At 42.6% G+C, this 19,263-nt stretch carries 8 protein-coding genes and 2 pseudogenes; 5 read left to right on the top strand and 5 right to left on the bottom strand.

Annotated elements, in window-relative coordinates; genetic code table 11:
- Positions 1–55 precede the first annotated feature (55 nt).
- The 3 genes and pseudogenes from Q3C19_RS10610 to Q3C19_RS10600 all read left to right on the top strand — a co-directional run bounded on the left by Q3C19_RS10610 (position 56) and on the right by Q3C19_RS10600 (position 6,108).
- The gene (locus tag Q3C19_RS10610) at positions 56–4,072 is read left to right on the top strand and encodes a two-component regulator propeller domain-containing protein (RefSeq protein WP_302729177.1); all 4,017 of its coding nucleotides are present in this window, start codon (positions 56–58) and stop codon (positions 4,070–4,072) included.
- Between the two features lie 59 nt (positions 4,073–4,131).
- Positions 4,132–5,793, top strand: a pseudogene (locus tag Q3C19_RS10605) (glycoside hydrolase family 97 catalytic domain-containing protein); the annotation flags it as partial.
- Positions 5,794–5,799: 6 nt separating this feature from the next.
- Positions 5,800–6,108 carry a glycoside hydrolase family 97 C-terminal domain-containing protein gene (locus tag Q3C19_RS10600; RefSeq protein WP_302729209.1) on the top strand — a complete coding sequence of 103 codons (309 nt, stop codon included), beginning with the start codon at positions 5,800–5,802 and terminating at the stop codon, positions 6,106–6,108.
- Positions 6,109–6,495: 387 nt separating this feature from the next.
- Here the strand turns inward: Q3C19_RS10600 and xyl3A are convergent, their stop codons facing one another.
- The 3 genes from xyl3A to Q3C19_RS10585 form a co-directional block, all read right to left on the bottom strand.
- Positions 6,496–9,036 (bottom strand): xylan 1,4-beta-xylosidase, encoded by a 2,541-nt coding sequence (xyl3A, locus tag Q3C19_RS10595; protein ID WP_277121271.1) that lies wholly within the window; start codon positions 9,034–9,036, stop codon positions 6,496–6,498.
- Positions 9,037–9,202: 166 nt separating this feature from the next.
- Entirely contained in the window at positions 9,203–11,404 is a 2,202-nt protein-coding gene (locus Q3C19_RS10590) for a glycoside hydrolase family 3 C-terminal domain-containing protein (RefSeq protein ID WP_302729207.1), read from the bottom strand.
- A 107-nt stretch (positions 11,405–11,511) separates the two neighbouring features.
- Positions 11,512–14,394, bottom strand: a complete 2,883-nt coding sequence (locus Q3C19_RS10585; protein ID WP_277121244.1) for a TIM-barrel domain-containing protein — start codon at positions 14,392–14,394, stop codon at positions 11,512–11,514.
- Between the two features lie 256 nt (positions 14,395–14,650).
- Here Q3C19_RS10585 and Q3C19_RS10580 point away from each other — a divergent pair, with 256 nt between their 5' ends.
- A complete protein-coding gene (locus tag Q3C19_RS10580; protein WP_302729174.1) occupies positions 14,651–15,637 on the top strand; it encodes an alpha/beta hydrolase in 987 nt (328 codons plus the stop codon).
- A gap of 3 nt (positions 15,638–15,640) precedes the next feature.
- Positions 15,641–16,096, top strand: coding sequence for an alpha/beta hydrolase (locus Q3C19_RS10575; protein WP_302729205.1), 456 nt, complete (start codon positions 15,641–15,643; stop codon positions 16,094–16,096).
- Between the two features lie 15 nt (positions 16,097–16,111).
- Here Q3C19_RS10575 and Q3C19_RS10570 read toward each other — a convergent pair.
- Positions 16,112–17,470 (bottom strand): annotated as a pseudogene (locus Q3C19_RS10570) (MATE family efflux transporter).
- A 36-nt stretch (positions 17,471–17,506) separates the two neighbouring features.
- Complete coding sequence (locus tag Q3C19_RS10565) at positions 17,507–19,207, bottom strand: alpha-amylase family protein (RefSeq protein WP_287641049.1); 1,701 nt, start codon at positions 19,205–19,207, stop codon at positions 17,507–17,509.
- Positions 19,208–19,263: the final 56 nt, after the last annotated feature.

The following is a 19,263-nucleotide window of genomic DNA, read 5'->3' as shown; positions in this document are numbered from 1 at the left end:
GCGGATATTGTAAACTAGAAGTAAATTTTTGTATCTGATTACCATGAAAAATAACATGTCTTATGTTAAGTCTTACCTGATAGGGATCTTTTTGTTTTTATTGGCTTTTTCGGTCTCGGCCAAGCAGTATTATTTTAGAAATATTAATTCGAATCAGGATTTGTCCAGTAATTCGGTTTATACCATTTATCGGGACAGTAGAGGCTTTTTATGGATCGGTACAGATTTGGGAGTAAACTGTTACGATGGTTATCAGATTAAAACGTACAAGGAAAATTCTCTTGATAAAAACAGCATAGCCAATAATTATATCTATTCTATTACCGAAGATGCTTCCGGTTTGCTCTGGATATTGACGAGGGCAGGTTATTCTGTTTTTGATTTGCGTAAAGAGTGCTTTTACAATGATTATGCTTTTATTCTTAAAGAACGAAATGTAACCCAAGGGAACTGGATACGGGCTATTATTCAGAAGAAAAATCTGGATGCATACATTTTGGACGATTATTCGGTTTCTATCTATGATCACGAAAAGAAGCAAACACTTAAGGTTAAAGATTCTGATAAGAAAGGTTTCATAACGGGGTGTATCGACTCTAAAAGATACCTATGGCTATTGGATAAGGATTTTGCATTGTTAAAGGTAAATATGGATACGGGGGATATTGTAGACCGCTCTTCTTATCTCTCGGGAAAAGGACTCTGCAGGATCCGGCTTTTTATGGATGACCGTAACAATGTCTGGGCAATATGCGATGAGCGTTTTTTGGTTCAGTATAATCCTGCAATCAATCAGTGGCGTGAATTTTCGGATGTTTTGTTCGATTCTTATCTGCTTCGATGTATCACTCAGAATGAGAACAACATTTATATTGGGACCGATCATGGAGGACTTTATGTCATAGATATGAATACGTTTTCCATCAAGAATATAAAAAAAACGAACGAACTATATTCGCTTTCAGACAATACTGTAAGCAGTTTGTATTCCGATGCTGACGGTATCTTGTGGATTGGTACTTATAAATATGGTCTTGACTGCTATCATCCATTGTTCAATTCTTTTCATTCTTATAAAATTAACGAATCGAAATGGCTGAATGACATTAACTGTTTTGCCGAAGATAGTGAGGACCGGTTGTGGATTGGGACAAATGATGATGGACTTTATATAAGAGCGAAGGATGAAAGCTCCTATAAGAAGATCAGCTATAATCCGAAAGGAGATGGTAAAGGAACTATTGTGTCTCTTTTTCAGGATAGTAAGCAGCGAATGTGGATCGGGACATTCATGGACGGATTGTATTGTTATGCAGATGATAAGTTTGTGCATTTTGACGAGAAAGACGGCATAGACAGCTCTGTGTGGTGTATTGGTGAGGACAATAGTGGAAATGTATGGATCGGTTCCTTGAATAAAGGTATATTCCGTTATGTTGACAGCGAGAAACGTTTTGTCGCATCTAGATATAATGCGGAAAAGACTGCTACCACGATTGAATGTATATTCCGAAAAGAGGCAGACAATGAACTTTGCTTTGGAACTTCTGTTGGCATTCAGGTCATCTCTGCTTCCGATGAATTAGTGAAATTCTTCAGATTCAACAAACCTGAAGATACGACCACTGAAAAGAATTACATAAACCGTATTGTACAAGACTTGCATGGATATTACTGGGTGTGTACACAAGGTGGGCTTGCTGTAGTGGATGCCAATATGAAGAACTATCACTTTTTTACAGAAAAAGAAGGCATCGAGCAGAATACCGTCTATATGGCGATTGTAGACAAAAACAATGATATTTGGGTCAGTACTCCCAAAGGCTTGTTCTGCATTCAGGTTATCAGTTATGGGAATCTGACGGATATGGAGGTACGAATATCGAAGTATGGCAAAGAAGACGGATTGCAGGATAATATTTTCAATGCAAAATCAGGACTCTTGACCAAAGACAATAAGGTCATCTTCGGTGGAGTAAACGGATATAATGTTTTCGATCCTTCCGAGATCGTACATAAAGAGCAGGGAGAAAGGTTATCATTTACCAATCTGTATATCAATAACAGGGTAGTAAAGATCGGTGAAGAGCTCAATGGACGTGTTTTGTTGGAACAGGCGTTGACCAACTGCAAGAAGGTTGTTCTTAAATATGATGAAAATAATATGCGGATCGAATTCTCAGCGCTAGATTTGTTATATCCGCAGAAATATAAGTATGAGTATAAGTTGGAGGGAAAAGACAAGGACTGGCAGAACGTTCAAGGTGTACTTCCCGCAGCATCGTATAGCGATTTGGACTATGGTAAATATCAATTGCGTGTAAGAGCGGTCGACCAATCGGGAGCCGGTTATGTTCAGGAAAAAATGATTGGGATAGAAGTATTGCCGCCGTTCTGGCTCAGTTGGCCAGCATTCCTGATATATTTTATTATGGCTGTTCTGGCTGTTTATTACATTGTAAGAAATATCATGCTGCGTACTGCGTTGAAGTATAAAATCATGCAGCAACAACTGGAAAAGGCACATATGGAAGAAATGAATAATATGAAAATCAATTTCTTCACCAATTTAAGCCATGAGTTGCGGACACCGGTATCGCTGATTATACTTCCCATTGAGAACTTGTTGGTTCAAGAAAAAAACTGGGCCATAAAGAACAAGTTGAATATGGTATTGAGAAATGCCAAGCGGCTGCTTTTTATTGTCAATCAGCTGTTGGATTTCCGAAAATTGGAAGCTGGGGAAATCTCTTATAATCCGATGGTGGGAGATTTGGTCTCTTTTGTTAAGAATGCGGCGGCTGCATTTGCAGATATGGCTCAAAGTAAGAATGTCAAGCTTTCATTTACAGGTAATGTCGAGGAATTGTATACGCAATTTGACCCGACTAAAATGGAACGTATCATTTTCAACTTGCTTTCCAACGCTTTTAAGTTTACCCCTCATGGCGGAGAAGTTGCAGTTTCTGTCGAATATGACGAAGGAGCCAGTCTGCCCATAAAAATCAGTGTCTCAGACACCGGAATTGGTATTGAGGAAAAAGAATTGAGGAACATATTTAAGCCTTTTTATCAGGTAGAGTCGAATGGCCGTACCATTAATATCGGAACGGGTATAGGGTTGTCTATCATTCACGACTTTGTACATTTGCATCAGGGAGAAATCGATGTAAAAAGCGAGATTGGTAAAGGCACTACTTTTATAATAGAGTTGCCCTTGGTTAAGGGAGATGAGAGTCTGATAGAGCAGGAAGCTGCAGAAACATCCATTCAGACAGACGTGGCAAAACCTGTTCAATCCTTGGGCTTTTCGCCTAAGGAACATACGGTTCTTGTCATAGACGATAATGATGATTTCAGGTATTATTTGGTGGAAAATCTTCGTCACGAATACAATGTGCTTGAGGCAGAAGATGGAGAGGCCGGATTTGAGAAGGCATGTAAGCATATACCGGATCTTATCATATCGGACGTCATGATGCCGAAAAAGGATGGATTGCAGTTGTGCGAGATGCTGAAAGCTCAAGATAAGACTGCGTCTATTCCGGTGGTTTTGCTTACCGCCAGTGTATCTGAGCAGGATAAGATCAAGGGGCTGGAATTGGGTATCGATGTATTTCTTACAAAACCGTTTAATTTGGAAGTTTTAAAAGCACAGATTGCCAATCTGCTGAAGAAACAAGAAGTGAAGAAGGAAACGGAAAAACGGGAAGAACCTATTGTTGCTAAAGTCGAACATAGTTCGCAGGATGAGAAGCTGCTGAATAAGGTAATAACAATCATGGATCAGCATCTGTCTGAGTCGGCCTTTGGGGTTGAGCAGCTGAGCAAGGAAATAGGTATCAGTACCGTGTATCTCAATAAGAAGATTTCTGCCATGACGGGGAAGACAACCAGTGAGTATGTTCGTTCGCTTCGCATCAAGAAAGGAGCGGCATTGCTGTCGAAGACTCAAATGTCGATAGCCGAAATCGCTTACGAGGTAGGATATACCGAACCCAAGTATTTCTCTAAATATTTTAAAGAGGAATATGGCATGTTGCCGTCTGAATATAGAAAGAATTATAAGTGAAAAGCATGTTGTTGTAAATCGGAGTGAGAGGTTTTACTTTCTTATAAAAAATATAACTTATGTATAAGCTGATCGGATTTTGTTTGTTATTGTCGTTTGCGTCTTTGAATTTGTTTGCAAAGAAGTATTCTCTATGTTCACCAGACGGAAAGTTGCGTGTTGTTCTTCATGCAGATGATGGCTTTCTGACATGGGAAGTTGCTTACGCAGATGCTGCCGTATTGCAGCCATCGCGCTTGGGGCTTAAATTTCAAGAGGAGTCAGAAGCTGGATTATGGGTAAAGAAAGTCCGAAACAAAGAAGTCTGTGTCACTCGGCAATCTTCTTTTTATAAAAGAAGTAGCTGGCAAAGCGAATATCGTGAAACCGAACTGACATTCAGGAATAATATCCGGTTGCAGATCAGGGCGTATAATCAGGGAGCCGCTTACCGCTTTGTCAATTCGGAGGACAGTGTAATATTGAGCGATGAGGTTGCCGAATTTGTATTTGACAAAGACTATTCCTGTCAGGTTCCCTATGTTTGCGATCTGCGTGATGCGTCCGATCAGTATTGTTCGGCATTCGAGTCATTGTATTCTTTTCTACCCTTCAGCTCGCTGAAGGCAGATTCCCTTTCATTGTCTCCGTTGTTGGTTTGTCTGGATGGAAACCGCAAGGCCTTGATTGGTGAGTCCGGACTGAAAGATTATCCGGGTATGTTTCTGAAAAAAGCCGAACAGGCAAATTATGGTGTGGAAGCCGACTTTGCACGATACCCACTTGATTTCTATGTTGGTGGATTTAATCAGTTGAACGAAATGCCCCAGACCAGAGCCGATTATATCGCGCAGCTATCTCCAGGTCAGTGCTTGCCTTGGCGCATTGTGGCAGTATCTACCGATGATTCGCAATTGCTCGGTTCTGACCTTGTATACGAATTGGGTGGTGAATGTCAGTTGGACGACACGAGTTGGATTAAACCCGGCAAGGCTGCTTGGGACTGGTGGAACGATTGGAATATAACAGGGGTGGATTTCAAGGCTGGTTGTAATACGCAGACTTATAAGCATTACGTTGATTTTGCTTCCCGTTACGGACTGGAATATCTGGTAGTGGACGAAGGGTGGAGCAAGAACGCCAAAGATATGAGCGAGCTCAATCCGAATCTTGACTTGGTTGAATTGATTCGCTATGCGGACGAAAAGAATGTGGGAATCATTTTGTGGGCTTCCTATCTGGGCTTCGTGAAGAATACAGATTACTATCTGGAACATTATGCCTAGATGGGAGTTAAGGGATTTAAAATCGATTTCTTCGACCGCGACGATCAGCCTATGGTGAAGTTCTGTTATGAGTTGGCCAAGAAAGCGGCAAAGCATCATCTGGTGCTGGATCTGCATGGCATGTTCAAATCATCAGGTCTGAATGTCTGCTATCCCAACGTCTTGAGTTTTGAGGGTGTTCGTGGACTGGAAAACTGCAAATGGCACAATTACGATATGCCAGCCTACGATGTGACGATGCCTTTTATCCGTATGGCAGCTGGTCCTGTGGATTACACACCAGGAGCTATGAACAATGCATCCAGGTATGTTTTCCGACCAGTCACACAGCAACCCATGTCGATGGGTACCCGTGTACATCAGCTGGCCTCTTACGTTGTGTTCGATTCTCCTTTGCAGATGTTGTGCGATTCTCCTACTTTCTACGAACGGAATGTCGATTGTACACGTTTTATAGCGTCTGTGCCTACGGTGTTCGATGAATATGTTCCTTTGCAGTCGAAAGTCGGGAAATATCTTTCTGTCGCAAAGCGCAAAGGCGATGAATGGTTTGTAGGTGCTTTGACGAACTGGGATAAGCGGACCATTACCATCGATTTCAGTTTCCTCCCTGCTGGTACGTATAAAGCAACTGTTTTTACTGACGGAATCAATGCGGACAGGAATGCCACCGATTACCGGAAGACTGAAATCACTGTCACCTCTGATATGGTATTGAAGTATGACATGGCTTCCGGTGGAGGAGTGGCAATGAGGATCCAGAAACTTTAGGAAAACATATTGTTCGGACACCAAATTATTTTTGTCTGGCAGGCTATAATTTTTTCCCAGTTAGGAAATAATTTTTTTCTAACTGGGAAATTTTTTTTTCCTAACTGGGAAAAAAACACTCCCTAACTTGGGAGAAATACAGTTAGTATAAATACGGTATTTGCTATCTCTAAAGAGGGTGTTTGGCTTCGTAAAGAAGGTGTTTAGCTTCGTAAAGAGGGACTTTAGGACATCAGGTAAGTTGCTTGGAGTTTGGCTGGTCTTTATAGATGAATTAATGCGGTGTGTTGGGGGATTGTATAGTCAGAAAAAAAGCTGAAATCTATCTGACGGCTATTATGCTGTAGGATAGATTTCAGCTTTATTGTTCTTAACGGTTAGAGAAACTTATTCTATCGTTATGCTTGTCTTTTTCAGCTTGTTGACATCTGATGTGCCACCATATAGAATTTCGTATTCACCTTCCAACTGTCGCATGGTGTTTGTCTCTGTGTCGAACCATTCGAAATCTTCGGGCGACAATGCTATTTCTACATCGGTTGTATTGCCTTTGGCTATGGCTACGCGTTTGAATCCGCGCAAGGCATGCGAAGGACCTTCTTTATCGCCAGGACGTCTCAGATAAACTTGTACTACTTCTTCGCCGTCGCGTGCACCGATGTTGCTTACGGGGATGGTGACAGTAAGCGTTTCGCCGGCTTTGATGGAGGAAGCGCTTAGTCGGGCATTGCCATATTCAAAGTTGGTATAGCTTAACCCATGTCCGAAGTGGAAGAGGGGAGTACCTTTGAAATAGCGGTAAGTACGTCCTTTCAGTGAATAATCCTCAAAGTCGGGAAGTTGACTGGTACTTCTGTAGAAAGTAAGTGGCAGTCTGCCGGCCGGATTGTACTCACCAAACAATGTCTTGGCAATAGCTTCTCCACCGGCTTGGCCCGGATACCATGCCTGTAACATGGCATCGCACAGTTCAGTTTCTTGAGTCAATGCCATTGCCGAACCCGAGAAGTTGACGAATACGATTTTTTTGCCAGCTTTCTTAAGCGCTTTCAGCAAGGCTGTCTGTATCGAAGGAAGCTCGATGGTCTCACGGTCGCCGCCACGGAATCCACGGATCTTAACGGGCATTTCCTCTCCTTCGAGCTGAGGAGAGATACCACCGGCGAAGATGATGACATCGGCATCTTTTACCCGATTGACAGAGGCTGAAAGATTAAGAGGAATTTCACGTCCCAGGTCGAAGTTGAGCGATGCGCAGTCACCTTCGGTAGCTACGTAAGCCACTTTGATCTGGTATTCTTTTCCAGCCTCGACGGGCATGGCATAGGCACGTGCACTTTTCATGTTTAATCCCGAAGCCACTTCTTTGCCATCGACGTAGAGACGTACATGTCCTTGTGTCTGGAAACTGAATGCGATTTCTTCGGTTTTGTCCGGACGGAAAGTGGCTTCGTAGATAGCCGAAAAATCACCGAGGTTTACTCCGGGAGCAAACACGGTAGCTCCTGCCGTGGTGAAACGGAAAGGTGTACCAACATGTGCCGTAACTTCGGGAATACTGTCGGGTTTCTGCTTGTTCCAGTACATGGCACGGAAACCTTTTTGTCCGTTGCTGCTACATCGGTCGAAGAGGTTGAGCAGGGTGACTTCAGAAGTATGGTCGCATCCGGGTTCGTAGATAATCTGCGATTCGGGTAACATTTGCTGTAAACCTTTAAGTAACGTGATTGTGTGGCTGGGGAATCCGTTGTAATTGCCCCATTGCATCACGGAGTCGTTGGCATTGGGACCCATAACGGCCACTTTCGTTTGTTTGTCTAAAGGCAGCAGATTGTTTTTGTTCTGCAACAATACGAGGCTTTCTTCGGCCATCTTCAAGGCAAGGTCGCGATGTTCCTGGCAATCGACTACGCTGTATGGAATGCTTTTCCAGGAAACATCTTCGTCCATTTCGCCCAGTTCGAAGCGGGCAGTCAGCACACGCTTGAGTGACTTGTCTATCGTCTTTTCGTCTATCAGTCCTTCTTTTACAGCATCGACCAGAGAGCCGTAGCTTGCTCCGCATTCCAGGTCAGTTCCTGTACGTACAGCTTTGGCACTGGCATGTTGAGCATCGGGCTCAGTGTTGTGGTTTCCCTCGGTATAGAAGTCGGCTATGGCCCAGCAGTCGGACAGGATGATGCCGTCGAATCCCCATTCGTCACGCAGAATCTGTTGCAGCAGACGATTGCTTCCGCAACATGGTTCGCCTTCGTAGCGGTTGTAGGCACACATCACTTCTTTTACTCCGGCTTCGGTAACCAGTCTTTTAAAAGCCGGCAGGTAGGTTTCCCACAGGTCGCGGGGAGCAATATTTTCGGCATTGAATACATGTCTGTTCCATTCAGGACCACTATGCACGGCAAAGTGTTTGGCACAGGCATGTAATTTATCGTATCGGGTAGTGTCGGGACCTTGCAGGCCACGTACTACACTTACACCCATCTCGCCGGCCAGATAGGGATCCTCACCGTAAGTTTCTTGTCCTCGGCCCCATCGCGGGTCTCGGAAGATGTTGACGTTGGGAGTCCAGAACGTTAGTCCTTGATAACGCTTCAAGTCACCACTTTTAGCAAATTGAGTATTCTTGGCACGTGCTTCGTCGGATACGGCGGTAAATACGTCATACAGCAACTCGTTGTCGAACGAGGCAGCCATACCTATACATTGTGGAAAAACGGTAGCAGTACCTGCTCTTCCTACGCCGTGTAAGGCCTCGTTCCACCAGTCATACTTTTTGATGCCAAGTCTTGGAATGGCAGGTGAGTTCATTTGCATCAACGAGACTTTCTCTTCTAAGCTCAGTCTGCCGATGAGGTCTTCGGCCCGTACTTCAGGTGATAATGAAGCGTCTTTATACGCTTCTGTTTGTGTTTGGCATGCTGACATCAGGAAGCAAACGCATCCTAATGTCAGTCCGAATCGTGCAATTCTTTTTCTTTTCATGTTTGTTTAATGATTTTGTTTGAAAAAACTGTTTGTTTGTGGGCTTTAAAGATATGCATATTTTGGTGAGGAATGCATATCTCTAGTTGCTTTTTTGCAGTTTTCCCGATTATTTATATTCAAATTGTACGGTTCCGCGTATGTCTGCTGATGAAGCAGCAATATATGCCTTGAATTTTCCCGGTTCGACAGTCCATTTCTGTTGTCGGTCATCAAAGAATTTCAGATCGTCGGGTGTGATAGAGAAAGTTATTTCTTTTTCTTCTCCGGGATTCAATTCTACTTTGCAGAACTTTTTCAATTCTTTTTGGGGGCGGAGCAGCGTGCATTTTTCATCACCGATGTACAGTTGTACGATCTCTTTTCCGATGACTGTTCCACTATTCCGCACTTTGAGGGATATTTGCAGAGAGTCTGTTGCCGTCAGAGTCTTGGATGTAGCGGCAGGTTTTGAATAATCGAATGTCGTATAGCTTAATCCATAACCGAAAGGATACAGGGGGGCTATTTTCTTGGTGTCGTACCAACGGTAGCCTACGAGGATATCTTCTTTATATTCTTCCTTGATGCTATCACCTAGGTAACTCAGTTGTCCGAAGTGATGAGCCGGGCAGTCTTCGAGCTTCACCGGATAAGAAAACGGCAGTTTACCGCTTGGAGTAACTTTACCTATCATTACATCGGCAAGTGCGTCTCCGCCGATTGAACCCAGATACCATGATTGTACAATGGAAGGAACCTGGTTGTTCCATGGCATTTCTACAGCATTTCCACTGACAATGACTGCTACGACATTGGGATTAGCCTTGACAAGTCCCTCGATCAGTTCGTCCTGTCCGAACGGTAATCCGTACGAGAGCCGATCGCCTCCTTCGCAGTCCTGATAATGGTTTTTGTTCAGTCCGCCAATGAAAATAACCAAGTCGGCTTTAGCAGCTTTTTCGATTGCATCGTTTCGTAAAGAATCCATAACGGATTGCGGTATGTTTTCTGCATTTCCATAAATCGGACGTCCGGCTGTATAGCCTTGTGCATATTCTATGCGATTACCCAATCGTTTTTTGAGCCCTTCGAGTGGCGATACAAATCTTTTCACTTTCAGTTCGGAAGAACCACCTCCCAACATCAGATTACGTGTTGCATTGTCTCCAACCACTAAAATGCGGTTGTATTTGTCGGGAACAATAGGCAATAGAGCTGCTTTCTTTTTCGAACTCTGGTTTTTCAGCAAAACAATACCTTCGGAGGCTATTTCGTATGCAGTCTGTTCGTGTGCTTCGCTGTTCATAGAACCAAATCCCTTTTGACTGTTCATCGAGGTACGGAATATCAGACGCAATACACGTGCAGCTTTGTCGTTTACAACCTCCATAGGGATTTTACCTTCTTTTATCATTTTCAGGTAATTCTTTCCCAAATAGTAATCATCGTAACCGAATTCTGCTTCCGAGGTCAGTCCGTTTGTATAGGAACCCATTTCAATATCAAGACCGTACATGGCAGCCTGATAAGTATCGTGAGCAGCTCCCCAGTCGGTAATGACACAACCGTCGAAGCCCCATTCTCCTTTCAGAATCTTGTTATTCAGCAATTCGTTGTGTGTGGCATGTACGCCCCGCACTTTGTTGTAAGATCCCATGATGCTCCATGCATGTCCACGCTGGACGGCTGCCTGAAAAGCGGGTAAATAAATCTCGCGTAAAGCTCTGTCACTTACTTGCACGTCGATATGGCCACGCCATACTTCCTGATTGTTCAGTGCATAGTGCTTGACGCATACAGCTACCTTGTTGGATTGTACTCCCTGAATGTAAGGAACACACATTTCAGCAGCCAGATACGGGTCTTCGCCCATGTATTCGAAATTACGTCCGTTAAGAGGAGTGCGGTATATGTTGACACCGGGGCCCAGCAAAACATCCTTTTCGCGGTAACGTGCTTCTTCACCAATCGCTTTTCCGTACTTGCCTGCAAGTTCTGTGTTCCAGCTGGCAGCCAGACAGGTGAGGGCTGGGAAGGCTGTGCAGCTGTCGCTGGTCCATCCGGCATATCCCCAGTCGTTCCAGTTGACTTCCGCACGTACTCCATGAGGGCCGTCGCTCATCCATAATTCGGGGATACCAAGGCGGGGGCAACCGGGAGAGCTGAACTTGCCTTGGGCGTAACTCAGACGTGTTTTTTCTTCTAACGTCATACGGCTGAGTGCGTCTTTGATTCTCAGTTCTATCGGTTGATTCTCATCCAGATATACAGGCAGTGCATCGTTTTGAGCTTTCAGGCAGGTACACGTTACGGTAAGCAGGCCTATCATAAGAAACTGTTTCTTGTTCATATTCTTTTTATTTTTAAGTGTTATACATGATATATATCGGATCAAAGTATTTATGACTATATATACTATATATTTTGCAGTTTAGGTTAAAGCTGTATTTTCTGTAAGCTACCATTGTATGTGATGGTGATCCCTTTGGCTTTGTCATTGAATGCTTGGGGATTGTTTTTGCTTACCGGGATGATTTCGAAAGTCCGTTCCTGAAGCATTCCGTCAAATTCTCCCTTTCGCTCACCAATAATAAGCTGGTGGCTTGTCTCATCATATGTCATAGGAATGAGGGCATATCTGTTCTTTTCGTAATTGTAATTAGTGCCTTCATCTTCGTATAACGTAAATGAGGCATCGGCTCCCTGATAGACATATAATTTGATGGAATCTGCTTTCTTCTCGTCGGTATATTGAATTTCGGGACCAAAAGGTATGATTGAACCTGCACGAACAAACAAAGGAATACGTTCGTATGGGGCATCTACATTCTTTCTTATTCCTCCTTTTTGCAATTCTCCGGTATAGAAGTCGTACCAGTCGGACGATTTGGGGAAATAAATTTCACGGCTTCGTGCTTCGTACTGGTATACAGGAGAGACCATGATGGAAGGACCGAACATAAATTGGTCGCCTATATTGTTTACATTTTCATCAGCAGCGAAGTCCATCACCAATGGGCGCATGATTGTATAATCGTTGAGCCAAGTCATGCCAGCAAGGGTGTAAATGTAGGGCATTAACCTGTAGCGGAGTTTGGTATAGTAAACAACGGAATTATATGCAGGGTGTCCTTCGGGAGCAATTTCCCAGATTTCACGGAAAGGATATTGGCCATGAGCACGGAACAGAGGACAAAAAGCACCGAATTGGTACCAGCGTGTATTGAGTTCGCGCCATTCCTTATAATCTGCATTCTCTTTTTGGGTTTTATTCCATTCCGTTTGGCCTTTTACATATCGGCTTTCTACGCAAAAGCCTCCGATATCCATTGTCCAATAGGGGATGCCACTTACAGAGAAGTTTAAACCGGCTGTAATTTGTGCTTTCATATCTTCCCAACGGGTTGCGATGTCGCCACTCCAGGTAGCTGTGGAATATCGCTGAAGACCAGCAAATCCGGAACGGGTCAGCAGGAACACACGTTTATTGTTGTCTACGCTACGCTGGCCGTTGTAGATGGCTTCGGCATTCATCAGTGCATAAGCATTGAAATATTCGGCAGAAGGCCCTAAGGCAGTAGGTCCGCATAAGTCTTTGCGGTATTGCATGTCGGTACAATCTCTGATGTTAGGCTCACTGGCATCCATCCACCAGGCATCGATATTGAGCGGATAATAATGTTCGTACATTTGCTTCCAGAATAATTTACGTGCATCGGCATTGTAGGCATCGTAGAAGCCGTAGTGGTAGCCGGGACCTACCCAGTCTCTCAGACTGTCTTTTACAGACTGCTGATAAATCCATCCATTCTTATCGAATTCTTTATAATGTTCGGTATTAATGTAGAACTTAGGCCATACGGAAATCATCATACGCCCGTTCATGGCATGGATAGAGTCGACCATTGCTTTGGGATCGGGGAAAAATTGCTTGTCGAATTCATGACTTCCCCATGCATTTTCCGGCCAGTGATTCCAGTCTAATACAATGTTGTCGATAGGAATGCGGCGCTCGCGGAACGTCTTAAAGGCAGTAAGCATCTCATCGGCAGTTTTGTATCTTTCCCTGCTCTGCCAGTAACCCATGGCCCATTTGGGCATGATGGGAGCTTTTCCCGTTAGGGTACGATAGCCGCTGATGACATCGTCCATATCATTTCCGGCAATGAAATAGTAATCGAGCTGTTGAGTCATTTCGCTCCACCAGGACTGTTTACCTTGTTCATGAGGATCTACCGGACTTAAAACCCGCAAACCGGAGTAAGAGACAGAACCGTCTGGTTCCCATTCTACTTTCAAGGGAACTTTCTTACCTGCTGTAAGGTTTACAGAGAATTTGTAGCTGTTGGGATTCCATGCTGTACGCCAACGTTCGGGTACGACTAGTTTGTTGTCGATGTAGACTTTAGTGTATCCGGCATAGTATAAGATGAATTTGAATTCTCCACTTTGCGAAGGTTCAATTGTTCCTTCGAAACATACTTTGGAACCCATGAATGGAAATCCTTCTGGCAAGTTTATGACTTTCGACAAGTCTTCGCGCTTTAAATGCTCAAAGTACAAGGAAGGCTCACGACGTACCAACGTTTCTTTTCCCGAATGTTCGGATGGTATATAGGTGCCGGTCAGGGCGCCTTCTTTTCCATCTTTATCGTACAGCTTGAACACTTCTCCCAATTGTGAATAATCATTTGGATTACCGAAACGGCATAGGGAGTAACTGTCCAGCAGAATACCATAATTTTTATTGGATACAATAAATGGTACAGATACTTTGGTGTTGTATTGGAATAGTTCTTCGTTCTTTCCTTTGTAATTGAATTCTTCGGATTGATGTTGTCCCAATCCGTAAAAAGCCTCATTGTCCGGTGACTCGAATACTTGACGGATCGTGTAACCTTTACGACCTTCTATCTCTATTGGTGTAAAATGTTTTCCTCCCCCCTTGTTCTCCTGGAGGATTAATTTTCCGTTTTTATCTGTGAACCATACTTCGCCGGTTGAGCTGAGCACACTGGCCTTGACTTCTTGAGTCGAAACGGATATTGTATCTCCTGATTGCAGAACTGTGAATGGAACTTGTTCTTCTGGAGGAATGGCGATCAGACTTTTCTCTTTACTGAATTTTCCCAGAGGAGTAGCAGATACATGAATAAGTTTTTCGCCTACAACCTGGAGACGTACCAATTGCGGCTGATTCTCGTTCTTTTGTTGTATTCTGACAATAACTCCGTTTTCGGTAGGTTGAAAGACTTTGTCGTTGCAGGAGTCTAGTAGTAGTCCTGTCAGTAAGCAATAAGAAAACAGTTTTATTTTCATGGTTGTAAGATGGTTTATTTATTATTATAAAAGAATTCTATAGGCTGATACAAAGATAAGAAAATAAGTCCTTTATAAATAGGTATAAATAGTAACAAAGAGTGCGCTAATCATAACAGAGAGGGGGAAAATAAATAAAATATAGCTTCCTGAAGGGGGAAACACTACTTTAATTATCATTTTATACTGTTTTTGTTATGCAATAACACTAGGGTAAACAGATCTTATTTTTTATTTTTGTCCAAAACACATGGCTATGAAGAAAATCTTATTCTTATTATTGAGTTTTGTTCTGATGTCTTCATACGCATCAAGCGCATCGGTTGTAGTGGAGAGTCGGGAACTGTATCATCCGAAAAACTATTCTATAATGTATATGAAAGATGGGGAACCAGTAGACAAGCATGCGGATCAAAAACTCTTATATTCTTTATGGAAGGAGCTTTTTATACTAGATATTCAATTCAAGTTTGTCGGCCCTGATATTGTAGATAAAAGGATAGGCAAGATGAATTATACTCAATTGTCTGAGGATTCGAAGTCTTGTAATAAGGCAGAAAGGCTGGAAAAACTTGTAGCCGAATATCAACCTGATATTGTTCTGTTAGATATAGTTAAATGCGATGACACTTTGAAGAGTGATTACTCTAAAAGTTGGGCTTCGGTAATTACAGATATATTGCAGGCTAATTCAAATGTTAAGATAATTCTGCCTAAAACAGGGCTGGGAAGTGAGTATGTGTCACATATTGCAGGGCTACCGATGACATCTGGAATGCCTTCAAATGATAGGATATTATGGGTTGACTCTAATATTACGTTTGAAAGCGTTCATAAGAAGCAGTTTTCTGATAATAAAAGTAACGAAACTTGTGTGGTTGGGGAAAAAGCAAAAGTTTGGGCAGACGGTATTACTCGGTTAGTGCATAAGACGACGAAAGCTTATACTCCGCAAATCTATTCATATAAAGCAATTGCAGAGGGTGATTCTTTGACTCTTCATGTTTTTGAGAATAGAAAGTTGAAAACTGCATCCGTTAAGCCTGCCATTGTATTTTTCTTTGGAGGAGGATGGAGCTATGGCACTCCTTTGCAATTTTATAGGGAATGTTCTTATTATGCTTCAAAAGGATATGTGGCAATAGCTGTGGACTATAGAATTAATTTTTTGCACCATACGACTCCTTTCCACAGTTTTGATGATGCTAAAGATGCTATCCGTTGGATAAAGAAACATGCATAGGAACTGCATGTTGATTCTACAAGAATTGTGGCCGCAGGAGCGTCTGCTGGTGGGCAATTGGCTGCGGCTTTGGGGACTGTATCTAATATCTCCGAGGGAGATACAGAATCATATATCCCGGATTTATTATTGTTGTATTATCCGGTTATTGATAATAGTCCGCAAGGATATGGACCTAAATTGATGAAAGATAATTATCAGAAGATCTCTCCTCTGCATAATATTAATTCCAAGACTCCGCCAACTTTGCTCTTGGTAGGAACTAAAGATCAGTATGTCCCTGTAGAAACGTGTGAAGCGTACAAAGCGAAGATAGATTCTTTGGGGATAGATTGCGAATTGCATTTGTTTGAAGATCTGGGACATCCACTCTTCTTATATCGTGAGCCGTTGACTTCCGTCTTTTATGAAATAAGGAAGTATACAGATGCTTTTTTACAGAAACATGGTTATTATTAAAATGAGAGTAAACTGCTAACTTTGCACAGACGAAGGGTATTTCTTCTCCACTTTCTTGATATAAATCCAAAGTGCAATTACAGCAGTGACAAATGCAAAAAAGTCGGATACAGGCATGCTGGTCCATACTCCATCCAATCCTAAAAATCGGGGGAAGAATATCAGACCAGGCAATAGATATAATAATTGTCTGGTTAGAGAGAGAAATATGCTGATTTTGGCCATGCCGATACTTTGAAAGAAGTTACCTATGACAATTTGTGCACCTACAAATGGAAATATGGCTATGCAAATGCGTACTCCGTGCGAAGCCATGTCGATGAGATGCTCGTCACTGGTGAAAACAGCCGAAACGGCATGAGGAAACAATTCACAGATGATGAACCCGGAACTTGTGATACATACCCCAGTCAGGATACTTAATTTCAAAGTCGCTTTTACCCGTTCGTGTTTCAGTGCTCCGAAATTATATCCTACGATGGGTTGCATACCCATTGTCAGTCCTAATACAATCATGACATAAAGCACTAACAGGCGGTTGATGATGCCATATGCACCGATTGCCATATCTCCTCCATAGCGTTGCAGACTGTTGTTTACTATAATGACAATGGCACAGGCTGTTACATTCATTAGAAATGGCGACATTCCGATAGAGAAAATATTGCCGATAATGCGTTTCTTGATTTTCCAGAATCCACGATGCAACTGCACTACACTTGTTTTTTGAATAAAGTGTTGCAGAACCCAAACCATTCCGATAAACTGGGAAATTATGGTAGCTGTTGCTGCTCCACGGATTCCTCATTCGAAGTGGAAAATGAATATAGGAGCCAGAACCACATTGCATATCACTGTTACCAGTGAGGTCAGCATGGCTTTACGTGGATAACCGGTAGCACGCATGATATTATTCAGCCCGATCATGGTGTAAGAAATAGGTGTTCCTAGCAGAATAACTTGCATAAAATCACGGGCATAAGGCAGAGTGTCATTGCTGGCTCCGAAAAATAGAAGTATCTCATCCAGAAAAAGCAAAGATATGCTTCCGAAAAGGATAGAGTTTATCAGGCAAAGTGTCAGTGTGGTAGCTGCAATTTCATTAGCGCCTTTCAGGTCTTGTTGTCCTAAACGGATGGATGAGATGGTAGCCCCTCCGGCTGATACCAATGTACAGAACGCTACAACGAGATTCATAAGTGGAAAAGTAATGGCAAGGCCAGCAATACCCATGGCTCCTACACCATGACCTATAAAAATGCTGTCGATGATATTATACAGCGAGGTGATGGTCATACCGATAATGGCAGGGATAGAGTATTGCAGAAGCAGTTTGCCTATGCGTTCAGTTCCTAATATATGGGGATCGTTCATAACTCGTTTCTATACATTGTATTTTTTTATATCTGATTACAATACGATTTTCAGTATTTTTCCACTGTATCCTTTTACTGAAATATCTGTAGCCTTATAGGGCAGCAGGCTGATGTCTTCTTCTTCTCCACTAATTAAATCTTTTGCACGATATTGGGGATTTTGTGGTATCTGCAGAAAATTGAAGGCATGTGTCGGTATGTTGATGGCAAGATCCATGGACATATGATCGAAATTGACAACAATGATAAGCAATTCGTTTTCATATTTGCGCAAGAAAGCATATTGTCTGTGCTCATTAAAACGCCAACCGTTTATGTTAGCATACATCAAGTCGAAGAAGTCTCCTTGTGAGATTGCTTTTTCTTCATTGCAAAGAGTCAAGACACGCTGATAAATGGAATACAAGGCTTTTTGTTCATCTGTAAGCATATTGCCGTCGAATTTTCCTCCGTTACGCCAGCGTCGTATTGTATCTATACTCCAATAGTCGAAGATAGTTGTCCGGCCATCGCGTCCACTGAAGCCTTCGTTATCCATACCGGGTTCTCCAAATTCTTGTCCAAAGTAAATCATCATGGGGTTGGTATTCATGCAGGCCGATACGATTAAGCCTGGGATCGCTTTGAATGGATTGCCGGCAAAAAAATCGGAGGCTATTCGTTGTTCGTCATGATTTTCCAGGAAGTTGAGCATGCGCTTTTCGATTCCTCCCAGATTTTGCCATGCATGAGTGATGGCAGTTGCCGATCCATTATTGCAAATGATGGAGCGCAATGTATCATATAGTCCGACTTTATCGTATAAATAATCGAATTTTCCACGGAACAGATAATTCTTGTATTCGGCAGGATTATAAACTTCGGCAATGAATAGGATCGATGGATATTGTGCTTTTACTTGAGGTATGGCCCATTCCCAAAACTCTACAGGCACCATTTCTGCCATATCGCAACGGAAACCATCGATATTTTTACCAGCCCAGAATAATAGGATATCCAACATCTTAGTCCAGGTATCCGGAATCGGATTAAAATGAGGAGTGTTCCCATTCTGATAATCTATACCATAGTTCAGTTTTACGGTTTCATACCAGTCATTGATGTTCGGATAAGCATCGAAACGGTTATTGCCTGTTGCTTTGGCCGGGTATTCTTTATATGCTTCGGCAGCAGCTCCTTTCATGTCAAATTGGGCATGGAGCTCAGAGTTCGGTATATAATAAAAATTATTATAGGGGCTGAAAGCATAAGCCGGATCATCATTGGCTCCTAATTGGGCTGTTCCGTCGGGCTGGCTGTCCGAATGATACTGGCGTGCTACATGATTGGGTACAAAGTCGATGATAACCTTTAAGTCACATCTGTGTGTGCGCAATACAAGGTTCTCGAATTCTTTCATTCGTCCGGGAATATCTTTGGCTAAGTCCGGATCTACATCGTAGTAGTCTTTGATGGCATACGGCGAACCAGCTTTTCCTTTAACAAATGCCGGATGGTCAGGCCGGATGTTGTAACGACGATAATCGGTTTGGGTTGCATGTTCTATGATGCCTGTATACCATATATGGGTTGCTCCTAGTTTTTTTATTTCGTTTAAGGCTTTTATGGTAAAGTCCGCCATTTTACCGCATCCGTTTTCTGTGATATTTCCATTGTAGATACAATGATTATTATTGTTTCCAAACAGACGTGTGAAAACTTGATAGATGATTGGCTTATTATGATTATCCTTCATTTTATTATGTTTGATTGAAGATTGATACTATATGAATTAGATTTAGAGTCGGAAGT

Origin of the sequence: Bacteroides sp. ET489 (genome assembly GCF_030518095.1) — a bacterium.
Taxonomy (GTDB): Bacteria; Bacteroidota; Bacteroidia; order Bacteroidales; family Bacteroidaceae; genus Bacteroides; species Bacteroides ndongoniae.
The sequence above is the reverse complement of the archived record's forward strand: the minus strand, read 5'-3'. Positions and strand labels throughout refer to the sequence as shown.

Excerpts from the sequence above, each read along its gene's own strand:
- Q3C19_RS10610 (WP_302729177.1), top strand. The coding sequence starts at position 56 with ATGTCTTATGTTAAGTCTTACCTGATAGGGATCTTTTTGTTTTTATTG.
- xyl3A (WP_277121271.1), bottom strand. The coding sequence starts at position 9,036 with ATGTCAGCATGCCAAACACAAACAGAAGCGTATAAAGACGCTTCATTA.
- Q3C19_RS10590 (WP_302729207.1), bottom strand. The coding sequence starts at position 11,404 with ATGATAGGCCTGCTTACCGTAACGTGTACCTGCCTGAAAGCTCAAAAC.
- Q3C19_RS10585 (WP_277121244.1), bottom strand. The coding sequence starts at position 14,394 with ATGAAAATAAAACTGTTTTCTTATTGCTTACTGACAGGACTACTACTA.
- Q3C19_RS10580 (WP_302729174.1), top strand. The coding sequence starts at position 14,651 with ATGAAGAAAATCTTATTCTTATTATTGAGTTTTGTTCTGATGTCTTCA.
- Q3C19_RS10565 (WP_287641049.1), bottom strand. The coding sequence starts at position 19,207 with ATGAAGGATAATCATAATAAGCCAATCATCTATCAAGTTTTCACACGT.